We start from the raw sequence: 14,460 nt of genomic DNA on the forward strand, positions 1-14,460 counted from the left end.
GCCAGCCCGACGGAGTGGGTATGAGGGAAGATTGCACGAGATGTGCGCTGGAGTACGGCGCGCATCCCAGAAGAGGAGAAAGTCAGTGGGCCCCGTCGAACCGGCTGGTGAGAAGTCGCTGCTGGTGCCCGGCGACACGTGTTGGCGTTCGGCGGAAGCCGATCGCTTTGCCGCCATCATCGACGGCGCGGACTACCTGCGGCACCTGAAGGACTCCTTGTTGCGTGCCCAACACCGCATAGTCGTCGTCGGCTGGGACCTTGACTACCGGACTGCTTTCGAGCGGGGCGAGAAGACTCTGGACGGGCCTAACCACCTCGGCCCCTTCCTGCATTGGCTGCTCGAGCGTCGGCGCGGACTCAACGTGTTCCTACTGAAGTCCAACCTTCGCCTCCTTCCCGCGTTCGACGGATTCTGGTTCGGCGTTACCCCGGTCAGTGTTCTCAACCAATTCACCTCGGCGCGTTTGCATTTCGCGGTCGACGGCGTGCACCCCACCGGCGCGGTGCACCATCAGAAGATCGTGGTCATCGACGATGTAGTTGCGTTCTGCGGCGGCCTGGATCTGACGCTGGGGCGGTGGGACACCTCCGAGCACCTGCCCGCCGACCGCCGCCGGACCGGCCTTGGCGGCGCCTACGGCCCCCGCCACGAGGTGATGGCCGCGATGGACGGCGCTGCAGCGGGTGTACTCGGCGAACAGGCCCGGGACCGGTGGGAGGCGGCGACCGGACAGACCTTGCAGCCAGTGAAGTCATCGTCGCCGACGTGGCCCGATGGGCTCATCCCCGGTCTGCGCAGAGTCGAGGTCGGGGTGGCGCGCACGCTTCCCCGGCTGCCGGGCCGCAGCGAGGTCCGGGAAGTCGAGGCGCTCGATCTAGCGGCGATCGCCGCCGCGCGCGACGTCATCTACCTGGAGAACCAGTACTTCGCGTCGCGCAGTATCGCTGGGGCGATCGCTGCCCGACTTCGTGAGCCTGACGGACCAGAAGTCGTGATGATTCTCCCGCGCAGCTCAGAAAGCCGCTTGGAACAAGAATCGATGGACAGCGCCCGCGAGCGACTCGTCCGGATGCTCAAAGCGGCCGACGAGCACGGGCGGCTGGGGGTGTACTGGCCCGCCGCGGGTCGGGGCGTGTCGGTCTATATCCACTCGAAAGTCCTTGTGATCGATGGCCGATTACTTCGCATCGGATCGTCGAACTTCAACAACAGGTCGTTGGGGTTCGACAGCGAATGCGATATTGCGATCGAATCCCTGCCCACGCGTGGGAACGCCGCGCCGGTCGAGGAAGAGATCCTCCGCGTTCGAAACACGCTCGTAGCCGAGCACCTCGGTGCGTCAGCCGATACTTTCCGCGACGAGATGGCCTGCCGCGGCTCATTTCTGGCGACTGTCGAGGCGCTACGAGGGACCGGACGATCGCTTAGGGCGCTCACCGACACGATGGTGGCCGCAGACGCGAGTCCCTTCGCGGAGAACGACCTCATGGATCCCGCCCGAGTGCCGCAGTCCCTGCCGGAGAGTGCCCTGAGGCTCATCGAGTCGGTCGCGACGTGGCCGCTACGGCACTCGCTTCTGGGTACATGGCTGCGGAAGCTTCGCGGCTTCTGAAGTGAGGCCTGCGGCCGAGATGGTGCAGTATTCGATCCAGGTCGCCGGCACCGTCGACCGGCTCGATCGCCGGACCGAACGGCACGGCATCGAGGAGCCTGATCTCGCCCGCCGGTATACCGAGCACCAAAGGCATTGCAGCAGCGAGGATATCGGGCGGCAGTTCATAGTTCACCCCGAGCGACGCGGCGACATCCCAGCCGTGGACGACGTAGTCCACGAAATGAAAGCCCATGGCCACCGAGCCGGGAAAGACTGCGTTGTCACCGAATTCAGGGAGGGCGAACGACGCGTCATCGACTCCGTCTGCCGAGAAGGCGTCGAGAACGTCGTCGGCCGCCTCGGCGTAGGTACGAGCGGGATCGCGGCGCACCTCGGCAACGACAGACTCGGCCCGCCATTGGCCGAGGTCGGCACCATGACCGCGCGCGGCCGCGGCGAATCCGCGGTGCTGAACAGCCATGTGCGCCAGAAGGTCGGACAGGTCCCAGCCCGCACAGGGTGTCGGCCGGTCAAGGTCGGCGGGCTGAACAGTGTCCACGACCGCCACCGACCGCAGGATGGCACTCCGATGCTCGACAGTAATCATATGCTTATCGTATGCGCTCGCTTACTATAAGGCAATGCCTAAGCTGGCTGCGTGGCGGACAGATCTCGGCGCCCCGATCTCGCGGCGATGATCGCTCCTCTGCTTCGCGAGTTGATCGCGGCAGAAGAGCCGGTGCTCGCTGCACACGGCATCTCGATGTGGGGATACGTGGTTCTGGTGGCACTCGACGGCTCGTCGGTCCGGACCCAGGCCGCACTGGCGGCGGCGATAGGCGCCGACAAGACACGCATCATCCGCGACCTCGATGAACTACAGGAACGTGGGCTGATCGAGCGCACCCCTGATCCCGACGACCGCCGGGTTCGCCTTCTCGCCATCACCGATGCCGGCCGTGCGCTGAAGAATGCGGTCCAGGATGAGATCCAGCGCGGCGAGGAGCACTGGCTGAGCGAACTCAGCGCCGATGAACGCAAAACCTTCCTGCGGGCGCTCGGCCGGTTATCCGCCGGCGACAGACGCCGCGCCGCCCGCGGCAGGAATGGTGACACGACGTGAGCGCTGCGCAGGCGCTGTATGCGGACTATCTCGTCGTCGGCTCGGGTGCGGTCGGTATGGCCTTCTCCGACACGATCGCAACCGAGAGCGACTCCTCGGTGGTGATCGTCGACCGGTTCGAATCCCCAGGCGGCCATTGGAATTCGGCTTACCCCTTTGTGCGGTTGCACCAGCCTGCCGCCTACTACGGCGTGAACTCTCGCGATCTCGGCACGGGCCGGATCGAAGACAACGGTGCCAATGCCGGGCTGTACGAACTGGCCGGCGTCGACGAGATCCGGTCCTATTACGGCGCGGTGCTGCGGGACCTGACGGACGGCGGACGCGTCCGGCACTTCCCGCTGAGCGAGTATCACGGCGATCGCACCTTCACCACAGCAGCCGGCGATCGGGTCGCCGTCGACGTCGGCCGCCGCGTCGTCGACACCACCCATTCCAAGGTGATCGTGCCGTCCATGCGGCCGCCGAATTTTCTCGTCGAACCCGAAGCCGACTGCGTACCGCCGAATGCGCTGCCCCGCAGCGCCCCCGGTCATGACCGTTTCGTGGTCATCGGCGGCGGCAAGACCGGCATGGACAGCTGTCTGTGGCTGTTGCGCAACGGAATCAGCCCCAACCGGCTGACGTGGATCGTCCCTCGCGCCTCGTGGTTGCTCGATCGGGCAAACGTACAACCGGGACCGGAATTCGCCGACCGCGTCAAGGCCGCGTTCGGTGCGCGCCTGGACGCCATCGCAACCGCCGACACCATCGACGATCTCTTCGCTCGCCTCGAACACAGCGGGTCACTGCTGCGCCTGCACGCCGACGTCGAGCCGACGATGTATCGGTGTGCGACCGTCACCCAGGCTGAGGCCGAGCAGCTTCGCCGCATCACCGACGTCGTGCGGATGGGCCATGTGCGCCAGATCGGTGCTCAGCGGGCCACGTTGGACGGTGGTGCGCTTTCCGCCGATGCGTCGACGCTGTGGATCGACTGCACCGCTGAGGGTTTAGGCCTCGGGCCGACCAGCACCACCTTCACCGGGCCCACGCTGACCCCACAATGCGTACGAGCCTGCCAACAGATCTTCAGCGCCGCGTTCATCGCCCACGTGGAGCTCAGTTATGACGATGACGCCACCAAAAATGCCTTGTGCGAACCGGTTCACTTGCCCGGCGTGCCGCTGGACTGGCTGACCATGAGCGTGATCGAGCACCGCAATCAGATCAACTGGTTCGCCGAACCCGAGCTCATGGAGTGGTTGCACTCCTCACGGCTCAACGCGATCCGCGCCATGATGGCGCCGGTCATGGAACGCCCGCGCGTTCGTCAGCGGGTCTTCGATGCCATCTCGGGTCAGCTGCGGGCGGCCAACGCCAAGCTGGCTGAGCTTCTCGCAGCCGCGAGCCCAGATCACGCGGCGGCCGGCTCCTCACTGTAGGGCTCCTCCCCCTCCGGGCCGAATTTCGCACCCGACCTGGCCAGCCGGCGTTCGAACAGACGCTGCAACGGTGTGGCGACGAACGTAGTGATGATCGTCATGACCGCCAGAATCGTGTAGAGCTTGCCGGAGATCAGTCCCGCTTCGAGACCGATGTTCAGCAGGATGAGCTCCATCAGACCGCGGGCGTTGGCCAGCGCTCCCATCGAGCCCGCCTCGTACCAACTCATGCCCTGCCAGCGCGCCGCCAGACCGACGGCACCGAACTTGGCGGCGAACGACACCACCAGGACGATGCCCGCCATCAGCAGAGTCGACGAGTCGAAGATCAACGTCAGCTGAGTGTTGAGTCCCGAATAGATGAAGAATGCGGGAAGCAGTAGGTAAGCCACCAGCGGCTCGAACCGCTCGCGGATCGCATCCAGAAACGCGCCGCGGGGCATCACCACACCCGCCACGAAAGCGCCGAATACTGAATAGATTCCGACCATATCGGTGAACCAGCTCGCGGTGAGCACCACGAGGAGCACGATGCTCGTGTGCGCGACCGGCAGCCCGCCGGTGCGTTCGACGTCGGACCGCGGAGGTGTCCAGGTCTCCAACCGACGCAGCAGTGGTCGGCCCACGTAGAGCATCAACAACAGGTAGGCGATTCCACCCCCGACGGCCAGGATCGCGCCGGACACATGACCTTTCGCTGTCGCCACCACCGTCGCCAGCAGAATCCAGGAGCAGGCGTCGTCGATTGCCGCACACGACAACGCCATAGTTCCCAGGCGGGTCTTGAGCAGTCCGGAGTCGTAGACGATCCACGCGAGCATCGGGAACGCGGTGATCGCCACCGCAGCCGCCACGAAAAGGCCGCCCTGCCAGTGCGCCACCTTGTCGGTGAAGTAGCCGCCGATGCTCACCATCACCCAGCCCAGGACGCCACCGAGGATCAGGGGTATCCCGATTCCGGTGGCGGCGGTGGCGCCGGCCTGCCGGGAGTGGGCTGCCAGGATGCTCAGCTGGAACGAGGACCCCACGAGGAACATGTACAGGACGAGGCCGAGCTGGCCGACGACATAGATGACCGTGAGGTTCGGGTGCACGATCGTCTCCGCGCCGATCGTCAGCTTGGCCGGAAACAGCCACTGCTGTGCAGCAGGCCAGATCCAGCCCAGAACCGAAGGCCCGAGCAGGAATCCGGCAACCATGATCGCGACGACCTGCACTTGGGCCAGCCTGCGGAACAGCGGCCACAGCAGCCGGTAGGTCAGCAGGATGACGGCGATCTGCAGGAAGAAGTGGTAGGCGATGGTCAGCAGGGGCGGCATGGGTGTCAGCCCTTGTCGGACCATCGGAAGATGTAGAGGCAGGCCATCAGACCGCCGATGCTCCACGCGGCCAGCACCAGGAAGATACGCCCGTGCTCCCAGCTGCCTGCCGGCTCGAAGGCAACCATCTGCGCGGGCAGGAGCACCGAGCGGAATCCCTGCGCCATCCACTTGACCGGGAAGATGGACCCGACGATCAACATCCAGGTCGGCAACGCCATCAGCGGCACGTAGGTCCCCGACACGAACTGCAGACCGACGGCAGGCCCGTTCGTCATCACCGCCGCGGAGACGGCGTTGCCTGCGAAGTTGCTCACCAGGATGCCGAGCAGCGAGCAGCTGATGATGCCCAGGATGAACACCCACGCCAGCGTGAACCAGGCGAATACGTCGGTGGGTAGTTGAAGCTGAAATGCCGCCACCCCCAACACCACGAGGACGATCGCCTCGGCGAGGCTGGCGATGGCAACCAACATGATCTTGCCGATGAAGTACGACGCCGCGGTCGCCGGCGTCCCGCGCAGCCGCCGAAGAGCGCCGGTTTCACGGTCGGCAGCGATACCGATGCCGAGGTTGATGAACGACGTGGAGAGGATTCCGTAGGCCAGCATGCTGGCGGCGATCACCGCGCCGGTACTGGTCTGCGTGCCAGGGATCTTCGCGGAGAAGATCGACCCCAGCAGAACGCAGATGATCGCCGGCATCGAAAACGTCAGCACCACTTGCTCGGGACGTCGGTAGAACATCTTCAGTTCGGGGATGACTCGCGACAATCCGATCCGTACGGCCGATGGCAGGGCTGTTGCCGCCGCGGCGCCGCGATGCCGTGGCTGGGCATCGTTACGCGGGGTTGAGTCCACCGACATCACGCCATCCCGATCAGTTGCAGGTAGGCATCCTCGAGGGTGGGCCGGGTGACGGTGAGCTGGGCCAGTTCGGTGCCGTCGGCGGACTGTTGCCTGATGAACTCGGTCGGGTGGTCGGTGTGCTCCACGCGCAGCTGGTCGCCGTCCATCCACTGCACCGTGGCCGCGGTGTTCACGTGCGCGGTCAGCCGTGCGGGGGAATCGACGGCCGCCACTCGGCCACCAGCCACCACGGCCACCCGGTCCGCAAGGGCAGCAGCCTCTTCCAGATAGTGCGTCGTCAGAAGGATGGTGGTGCCGTCGCTGGACAGGAGCCTGATGAGGTCCCAGAACTGGCGCCGTGCTTCCGGATCGAATCCAGTGGTCGGCTCGTCGAGAAAGAGAAGCTCCGGTTGAGCGATGATGCCCAGTGCGACGTCGAGCCGGCGACGCTGCCCTCCCGACAGTGTTCGGACCCGCGAGCCGGCACTTGATGTCAAGCCGACGAGCTCGAGTAGCTCCTCGGGGACCCGGGCCCGCGCCTCGCCGTAGCACTTCGCGAACATCCGCACGGTTTCCAGCACCGTGAGAACCCCGAAGTCGCTGGTTTCCTGCAAGACGATGCCGATTCTGGCGCGCCAGCTGCGCCCGGCATCCGCGGGATCTTCGCCCAGGACCTGAACCCGTCCCGAGTCGCGTTTGCGGTGCCCTTCCAAGATCTCGATGGTCGTGGACTTGCCCGCCCCATTCGGCCCGAGGATCGCGAAGATCTCGCCGTAGCCGACCTCGAGGTCGAGATCGCGAACCGCCTGCAACCGGCCATAGGATTTGGACAAACCCTCGACCTGGACCGCCGATCCGGCTGTCATGAGAATGCCTCTCCGGCATCTGATTCGGGCTCGTTCTCCAGCTGCGCGAGAAGTTCCTGCAGGTCGGCGTCGGACAGCTCTGCCATCAGCTGGTCCAGCTCCTCGTCGAGATCCGGCAAATCGGTCGTCCCCGCCGACTCGGTAGGCGCCGTGGCGACGTCACCATGGATGAAGTGCAACTCGGCGAGCACGCGGTCGGCGAGCGAGTTCACGCTAACGCCGCGAAGGATCTCGAGTACCGGCAAGTCGATCGAGAAGGTCATGTTGATCCGCACTCGGAAGTCCATCGCCATCATCGAATCCAGGCCGATATCGTCGAGCATGTCGTCCGGCTCGAAATCCTCGACGGCGCAGTCGAAGACAGCTGCCACGATCTGCCGAAGCTGATCAGAGATGACGGCAGGACGGTCGGCCTCGGGAGTCGTCGCGAGCATCATGAGTATCGACCCGTCGGATTCGCCTGCGCCGGGCAAGGTCTCGGAGGTCCCGAGTTCGGCGAACATCATCGGCAGACGGCTGCCGAGCCCTGCTTGGCGGGCCCGACCCCAGTCGGCGCTGATGGCGACGACCTCGGCCGGTTGCTGGTTGATGAGCCGGTCGAGGATCAGTGCACCCACCGCTGGGGTGATGAGTTCGATGCCCCGTGCGGCGTACAGCTTTTCGAGGTTGAGCTCTTCGACCATCCCCACCGACCAGGGGCCCCAGCCGATCGTGAGTGCCGGCAACCCCTGCTCCCGGCGATAGTGCGCGAATGCGTCGAGGAAGGCGTTGGCGGCTGCGTAGTTGCCCTGCCCCGGCGAGGCGATCGTCGATCCGGCGGAGCCGAACATCACGAAGAAGTCGAGCTGATGGTCTTTCACCGCGTCATGCAGCACGCGGGCACCGGTCACCTTGGGCGCCATCACCGCGATGAAGTCCTCTTCGCTGATGTTCACCAGGAGTTGGTCGTTGACCGATCCGGCGGCGTGGATGATTCCGCGCACCGACCGTCCGCCGCCTCGGGCGTGGTCGCGCAACCACGCCGAAACCTGCTCGGGGTCCGCAATGTCGATGCTCGCTGTCGTGACGTGCGCGCCGAGACGTTCGATGTCGATAATCGCCGTGACGGTCTCGAAATGGGGCTCCTCGGCGGTGAGGCCGGGCCAGCTGTGCCGCGGTGGGATGGCACTGCGAGCCCACAACGCGATGTGCCGCGCTCCCCGCTCCGCGAGATACCTGGCGACCACCCGCCCGAGAGCGCCTGACCCGCCGGTGACGACGTAGGTCGCGTCCGGGCTGAGCTTGGTGGGAAACGGCCGCGTCAGCTGATCGCACGGCCGCAGACGCGGCACGTAGGTCACCTCTCCGCGGATGGCGACCTGATCTTCAGGCCCCCCGTTCAGGAGGTGTTCGCAGATGCGGGCCGCGATCTGGGCGTGGCCGTCGGCGGCATCGATGTCGATGAGTCCGCCCCAGTGCTCGGGTAACTCCTGGTGGCCGATGACGCGACCGAGCCCCCACAGCGCGGACTGGTCGACACCGCGGAGTTGGGTTCCCGGTGCGGGCTGGGCGTTCGCGGTGACCACATGGAGCCGAAGCTGGTCGGGAGTGTCCTGTTGGGCAAGGGCTTTCGCGAGCCGCAGCGCGGTGAGCACACCGAGCCGATACTGCTCCTCGACGGAACCGGATTCAGTGATGTCCAGCGGCCAGCAGTCGATGATCCCGCGGAGATCATCGTCGAACAGTGCGGCGAAATCCGTCGCAGCGAGTTCATTTCGGTCGTCGTGGTCTATTACGCGGATGCGGTGGCCTCGTCGACGCATCTCGTCGGAGACAGCCGCACCGACGCCGGTGCCGTCGCGCAGGAGCAGCCACGACGTCGGGTCGGCGGCTTCGATCTCCTCGCCGGGTGGCTGGTCCGCCCTGGGCTGCCACTGAATCTGCAGGACTCCCTTGTCGATACGGTCGGGCGACATGCGCGACGACTCGCTCAACGACTGCACGACGAATCCGGTGATGACGGCGAGCGGTGCACCGTTCGGGTCGGTGATCGTGATGTCGCTCTCGACGTGCGACTTGGTCACCGACACCACACGGACGTGGACCGTCATGTCCGGCGCCGGTGCGCCGTAGACGGCGCAATGCCGAATCCGGACCGGCAGGAACGGTTCCTCGTTCTCTTCCTGACCGAGAAAGGGTGCGCCGAACAGCGCCTGGAACGCCCCGTCGATGAGCGCCGGGTGGAAACGGAATCGTGGCACCTCATCGACGATCGATTCGGGCACCGCGATGTCGGCAACGGCCCAGTCCTCGCCTGCGGTGACCTTCCGAACGGTCCGGAAGGCGTCGCCGTAGTCAAAGCCGATGGACTCGGTGCGACGGTAGAAGTCGGCGCCGGTGATCGAGACTACCGACTCGGCGCTGTCTGCCACGGTCATCGGCTTGGGCGCGGGTGGCAGGACGTTGAGTTCGGCGGTGGCGGTGACGACCCACTTCGGTTCGCCGTCGGCGGTCGCGGTGAAAGACGCGAATTCCAGTGTGCCGTCGTTCTCGTTGAGAGTGGTCCGCAGGATCGGATCGCAGGTGTCGTCGAGGATCACCGCACGATGAAGCACCACATTGTCGACGCTAAGGTCCGAGCCGTAGACGGCGTTCGCGACCGCTATACCCATCTCGACGTAGGCCGCCCCCGGCACGACCACACTTCCCTGCACCCGATGGTCGGCGATGAACGGGTTGAACACCGTGCTCAGTTCTGCTTCCCAGGTCGGGTGCAGCGCACTGATCCGTTGTCCGAGAAGGGGATGCACCGGCCTGTAGAACAGTGCTTCGGTGGCTTCCCGCGTTTCATTCCAGAAGCGTTTGGTCTGCCAGGGGTAACTCGGCAGCTTCAGCGGGCGGACACCCTCGCGGTGCTGGAGTGCGCCCCACTCGACGTCGTGGCCGTTGCAGTGCAGTGTGCCAACGCAATTGAGGAGCGTACGGACGTCATCCTGGTCGCGTCGCTGGACCGCCGTCACCGACACTTTCTGCTGGCCCGCGGTCTCCACGATCGACGCCGCCAGGACCGGGTGCGGACCCAACTCGACGAAGTGGGTGTAACCGTCCTCCACCATTCGCCGGATCCCGGGCTCGAAGAGCACCGTCGCCCGCGTGTTCTGCCACCAATACGCGGCGCCGGCCTGATACCCGTCCAACCGCTCACCCGTGACCGTCGAATACAGCGGCATGGTGGCATCCTTCGACGACATTCCGTCGAGCGCCCCGAGCAGATCTTCTTTGATCGCATCCATGAAATGCGTGTGGTACGGCACCCGTCCGGTGAGATACCGGGTGAAGATGCCGAGCTCATCCAACTGTGGAGCCAGTACGGCGAGGACGTCCTCGTCCCCGGCGACGGTGACCGCAGACGGGCTGTTGATCGCCGCTATCGATATCCGCCTGCCGAACTCGGCCTGCAACTGCGGGTCCATCACTCGCATCAGCGAATCGACATCTGTGCCGACGGCGAGCATCCGGCCCTGCCCGCTGGTGCGCTGCTGGAGTCGGCTCCGGTGGTAGACGACCTCGACCGCTTGCTCGAGGGTGAGCAGGCCGGCTAGGTGATGTGCGGCGACTTCGCCTGCACTGTGCCCGATTACGGCGTCCGGGCGGATACCGTACTGCGCCAGCTGTTCCGCCAGAGCGATCTGGACCGCGAAGTTGGCCGGCTGCGCCACCTCGGTTTCGGTCATCCGCGAGCTTGTCTCGTCACGTCGCAGTTCGTCGACGAGGGACCACCCGGTGTACTGCGCAAGCTCGCGATCGCTGCGCAGGATGCTGTCGGTGAAGGCGGGAAGGACATCGAGAAGTCCCCGGCACATCCGCCACCACTGCGGGCCCATCCCCGTACAGACGAAGGCGAGCTTGGGCGCGCTACCCGCGGTGCGTCCCGAAATCGGACCACCGTCGGCCAGGAGTCGAAGTTGTTGCTGTGCATCGTCTTTACTGTCGGCGATGATGACGTGCCGGTAGTTCAGATGCGAGCGGCGCAAGCCCAGCGTGTACTGGAGATCCGGCAGTGTGAGGTCGGGGTTCGCGTCGAGATGTCCGGCGAGCCGGTCGGCGGCCGCAACCAGGGCCTCCTCGCTGCGCGCCGAGATCGGAAGCACGGCAGGCAGTTGCGGTGCGAGCGGGTCGGGAGTGGGTGCGACCGTGGCGGGCGGCTCCGCGAGCACCACGTGGGCGTTGGTACCGCCGAAGCCGAACGAGTTGACGCCGACGAGCCGTCGCTTGTCGGCGGGGAACGGCCGGCCGGTCGCGGGCACGTCGATCTTGAGTTCCGTCAAGGAAACGTGCCGGGTGGGCTCGTTCAGATGCAGGTTGGCCGGAATGTATCCGTATTTGGCCACCAGAGCGGCCTTGATCAGCCCGGCGACACCGGCCCCAGCTTCGAGGTGCCCGATGTTGGTCTTGATCGAACCGATCACAAGCGGATCGGCCGACGGTCGGTCGGCGGTCAGCGCGCCGGCCAGGGCGCGCATCTCGATCGGATCGCCGACGGGCGTTCCGGTGCCATGCGCTTCGACATAGCCGATGTCGTTGGCCGCGACGCCCGCTCGCGCGAGGGCCATCCTGATGGCGGCTTCCTGAGCCTCCTGACGCGGCACGGTGATGCCGTCGGTGTGACCGTCCTGCGACACGGCGGTGCCGAGGATCTCGGCATAGATGTCGTCACCGTCATCGAGCGCCTGCTGCAGCGGTTTGATGACCACGACAGCGCCGCCTTCGCCACGTGCGTAACCGTCGGCGGAATCACTGAAGGCTTTGGAACGTCCTTCGGGGCTGAGGAATCCGCTCTTGGACTCCGCGATCGCCGTGTTGGGGCCGCCCATGATGTTCACCCCGCCGGCCAGCGCGACAGTGCACTCGCCGTTCCAGATGCTCTGCGCAGCAAGGTGTACGGCGACAAGCGAACCAGAGCAGGCCGTGTCGACCGTAACGCTGGGCCCGCGGAAATCGAATGCGTGCGAGAGCCGGTTGGCCAGCATCGTCATCATCATGCCGGTGGCCGAATGCGCCTTGAACCGGTAGCGACTGGTACGGCCTTGGTTCTGTAGCAATTGATAGTCGAGGGTGAAGCCGCCGATGAAGACCCCGACGTCGCTCCCGGCGAGGCTGTCGGCGGGAATACCGCCGTCTTCCAGCGCTTCCCACGCGACGTGGAGGAGAAGACGCTGCTGCGGATCGAGGGAATGCGCCTCACGGGGCGAGATCCCGAAGAACTGGGGATCGAATTGGTCGATCTCGCTGAGGAACCCGCCGCGGCGGGCCACGATCTTGCCCACCTTGGCCGGATTGGGGTCGTGATAGCGATCGGCGTTCCAGCGCGACTCGGGAACGACACTGGTCGCGTCCGTCTCACTGCAAAGCAGGTTCCACAGACTGTCCACCGAATCGGACCCGCCGGGAAGGCGACAGCCGATACCGACGATGGCCAGCGGCTCGCGGCCACTGTGATCACTGAGCATGGTCACAGGTCAGCTCGTCTGAAGGGCCGGCGAGGTGCTGACAATCCAGTCGCTGCTCAGGGGATCGCTTTCCTGCTGCCGTCGGTAGGCGGAGCGCAACTCGCGCAGCAGTGGATCCCGCTGCCACTCCTGCACCTGGTGCATGACATCGTCGTCGCCGAACATCGCCGACTTCTCGGCGAGGACTGTCTCGACGAGCTGCCCGGCCAGTCGGCGCAGCATGTCGGCGTTGGTGTCGAACTGCTCGTCGAAGTTCTCACTCGGGCCCATCATCGCTTTGTGCAGAGTCACCATGAAGTTCAACGGTGAGTACAGGTCCACGAACGGCACAGTGGGAGTGCCGTTTTCGACGGCGGCCCACTCGCGGAAGAACTTCTGCACGCGGTTGCTCAGAGCGATGAGCCCGTCGAGGTGAGGGACGAAGCCGGGATCGTCGGCCAGGTTCACGTACCGGCCGTTGACGTACAACAGACCGATGAATCCCCAGTAGAAGGCGACGTCCCAGATGATCTTCGCCGACATCACGCTCGGCACGCCCATCAGCGAGTACTGGTCCTGGTATACCGCCAGCCACATCTCGGTGAGCGAGCGAAAGAGTGTGTCGCTGATCTGCGCGCGTGCGACGACATCATCACCGTCGAGTTCGCGGGTGATCATGTCGGTGATCAGCCCGTTGCCGATCGCGACGAGATCCAGCCCCGACGAGTAGAGCGGGTCGAGGAAGATGCCCGCGTCGCCGGTCAGGCACCAGCGGGCCGTGCCGTCGTAAACCTGTGCCGCGCCGTGGCTGTACTTCTTCATGACGCGAAAGTCCTTGATGTCATTCGCGTGCTCGTCTACCACGGCTGCGCACTGGGGCTCGTGGTCGCGTAGCCATGCGGTGGCCTTCTCCAGCGTGTTGAACGCGTCGAACGGATGGTAGGCCGGGTCGGCGACGATACCGACGCTGGTGGCACCGGATGCGAGGCGGATCAGCCAAACCCAGTAGCCTTCGCCCATCAGGTGATTGGTGGACAACGCGCGGTCGCCTTCGACCAGGCGGCTCTGCCAGTCCGGGTCGTCGCTCCACCGACCGACGTCGATTTCCGTTGCAACGCGGAACCATACGGCGTTGCAGTCGTGTGCGTTGGCCTGCCGGATGTTCAAGTGGCGGGGCAGGAACCGGTTGCGCCCGGATGCGTCGACCACCCACCGCGCCGTGGTTCGGGTGGTGGACTCACCGTCCTGGACCGAGATGGTGTGGGGATCATGCCCTTCGCTCAGTTCCACTGCACTGACCCGGCCGTGAGTGATCTCGACGCCCTCCGCCAGGCAGCGCCTGCTGAGCTCGTTCTCCAATCGTCCGCGGTCGATCTGATAGGTGACCTGCGGCACGAACGACGAACTTCCCAGCTCCATCCGTTGCGCGATGTCGGTGTTGCGATCGACGGAGAAGAACATCCGCAACCCCATCTTGCGGATCTGAGCGGTGCTCAGATGATCGCCGAGGCCGAGGCGGTCGCGCAGGTAATGAGCAGACACCTCGACGGTCGACTCCCCCACCGTGTGGGTCATCTCCGGGACCGGGTGGACGTGGGGTTCGATCACCTGGACTCGGGTGGTCGGACGCGCCCGGCGAAGTTCCAGAGCCAGGGTGAGAGCCGCGGCGCCGCCCCCCACGACACTCACGTCGTGATCGGCGGGCGGCCCGCCGGCTTGGGACATCCGAGACCGGATACGCCTGGCGAGGGCCTCACGGCGTTCGCGACTCAGCTGCGAGACCTGCGCTTGGGCATCCACCCCGTGACCTCCCTC

The 14,460-nt window shown here is 65.5% G+C and carries 9 protein-coding genes; 3 read left to right on the plus strand and 6 right to left on the minus strand.

The window, feature by feature from the left end:
- The first annotated feature begins 40 nt into the window (after positions 1–40).
- Positions 41–1,615, plus strand: coding sequence for a phospholipase D-like domain-containing protein (locus Y900_RS12590; protein WP_081845087.1), 1,575 nt, complete (start codon positions 41–43; stop codon positions 1,613–1,615).
- Here Y900_RS12590 and Y900_RS30890 read toward each other — a convergent pair.
- Positions 1,539–2,204: a TIGR03086 family metal-binding protein gene (locus tag Y900_RS30890; RefSeq protein WP_081845088.1), complete on the minus strand. Its 666-nt coding sequence runs from the start codon at positions 2,202–2,204 to the stop codon at positions 1,539–1,541. The genes Y900_RS12590 and Y900_RS30890 overlap by 77 nt on opposite strands.
- Positions 2,205–2,291: 87 nt before the next feature.
- On the opposite strand from Y900_RS30890, the gene Y900_RS12600 reads away from it, so the two are divergent.
- Positions 2,292–2,720, plus strand: a complete 429-nt coding sequence (locus tag Y900_RS12600; protein WP_051660029.1) for a MarR family winged helix-turn-helix transcriptional regulator — start codon at positions 2,292–2,294, stop codon at positions 2,718–2,720.
- A gap of 56 nt (positions 2,721–2,776) precedes the next feature.
- Positions 2,777–4,144 carry a hypothetical protein gene (locus Y900_RS12605; RefSeq protein WP_051660378.1) on the plus strand — a complete coding sequence of 456 codons (1,368 nt, stop codon included), beginning with the start codon at positions 2,777–2,779 and terminating at the stop codon, positions 4,142–4,144.
- Here the strand turns inward: Y900_RS12605 and Y900_RS12610 are convergent.
- Genes Y900_RS12610 through Y900_RS12630 form a run of 5 tightly spaced genes read right to left on the minus strand, consistent with a single transcriptional unit; the run spans position 4,117 to position 14,445 of the window.
- Positions 4,117–5,463: a cation:proton antiporter gene (locus Y900_RS12610; protein ID WP_036342159.1), complete on the minus strand. Its 1,347-nt coding sequence runs from the start codon at positions 5,461–5,463 to the stop codon at positions 4,117–4,119. The two genes, Y900_RS12605 and Y900_RS12610, sit on opposite strands and share 28 nt — an antisense overlap.
- 5 nt (positions 5,464–5,468) lie before the next feature.
- Positions 5,469–6,329, minus strand: a complete 861-nt coding sequence (locus tag Y900_RS12615) for an ABC transporter permease (protein ID WP_036342160.1) — start codon at positions 6,327–6,329, stop codon at positions 5,469–5,471.
- Entirely contained in the window at positions 6,329–7,177 is an 849-nt protein-coding gene (locus tag Y900_RS12620) for an ABC transporter ATP-binding protein (RefSeq protein WP_036342161.1), read from the minus strand. The genes Y900_RS12615 and Y900_RS12620 overlap by 1 nt, the downstream gene beginning before the upstream one ends.
- A complete protein-coding gene (locus Y900_RS12625; RefSeq protein WP_036346582.1) occupies positions 7,174–12,666 on the minus strand; it encodes a type I polyketide synthase in 5,493 nt (1,830 codons plus the stop codon). Before Y900_RS12625 ends, Y900_RS12620 begins: the two co-directional genes overlap by 4 nt.
- Positions 12,667–12,675: 9 nt before the next feature.
- On the minus strand, positions 12,676–14,445 hold the full coding sequence (locus tag Y900_RS12630; RefSeq protein WP_237752549.1) for an NAD(P)/FAD-dependent oxidoreductase: 1,770 nt from the start codon (positions 14,443–14,445) through the stop codon (positions 12,676–12,678).
- Positions 14,446–14,460: the final 15 nt, after the last annotated feature.

The sequence above is a fragment of the Mycolicibacterium aromaticivorans JS19b1 = JCM 16368 genome, from assembly GCF_000559085.1.
Classification (GTDB): Bacteria; Actinomycetota; Actinomycetes; order Mycobacteriales; family Mycobacteriaceae; genus Mycobacterium; species Mycobacterium aromaticivorans.

Excerpts from the sequence above, each read along its gene's own strand:
- Y900_RS12590 (WP_081845087.1), top strand. The coding sequence starts at position 41 with ATGTGCGCTGGAGTACGGCGCGCATCCCAGAAGAGGAGAAAGTCAGTG.
- Y900_RS30890 (WP_081845088.1), bottom strand. The coding sequence starts at position 2,204 with ATGATTACTGTCGAGCATCGGAGTGCCATCCTGCGGTCGGTGGCGGTC.
- Y900_RS12600 (WP_051660029.1), top strand. The coding sequence starts at position 2,292 with ATGATCGCTCCTCTGCTTCGCGAGTTGATCGCGGCAGAAGAGCCGGTG.
- Y900_RS12605 (WP_051660378.1), top strand. The coding sequence starts at position 2,777 with ATGGCCTTCTCCGACACGATCGCAACCGAGAGCGACTCCTCGGTGGTG.
- Y900_RS12610 (WP_036342159.1), bottom strand. The coding sequence starts at position 5,463 with ATGCCGCCCCTGCTGACCATCGCCTACCACTTCTTCCTGCAGATCGCC.
- Y900_RS12615 (WP_036342160.1), bottom strand. The coding sequence starts at position 6,329 with ATGTCGGTGGACTCAACCCCGCGTAACGATGCCCAGCCACGGCATCGC.
- Y900_RS12620 (WP_036342161.1), bottom strand. The coding sequence starts at position 7,177 with ATGACAGCCGGATCGGCGGTCCAGGTCGAGGGTTTGTCCAAATCCTAT.
- Y900_RS12625 (WP_036346582.1), bottom strand. The coding sequence starts at position 12,666 with ATGCTCAGTGATCACAGTGGCCGCGAGCCGCTGGCCATCGTCGGTATC.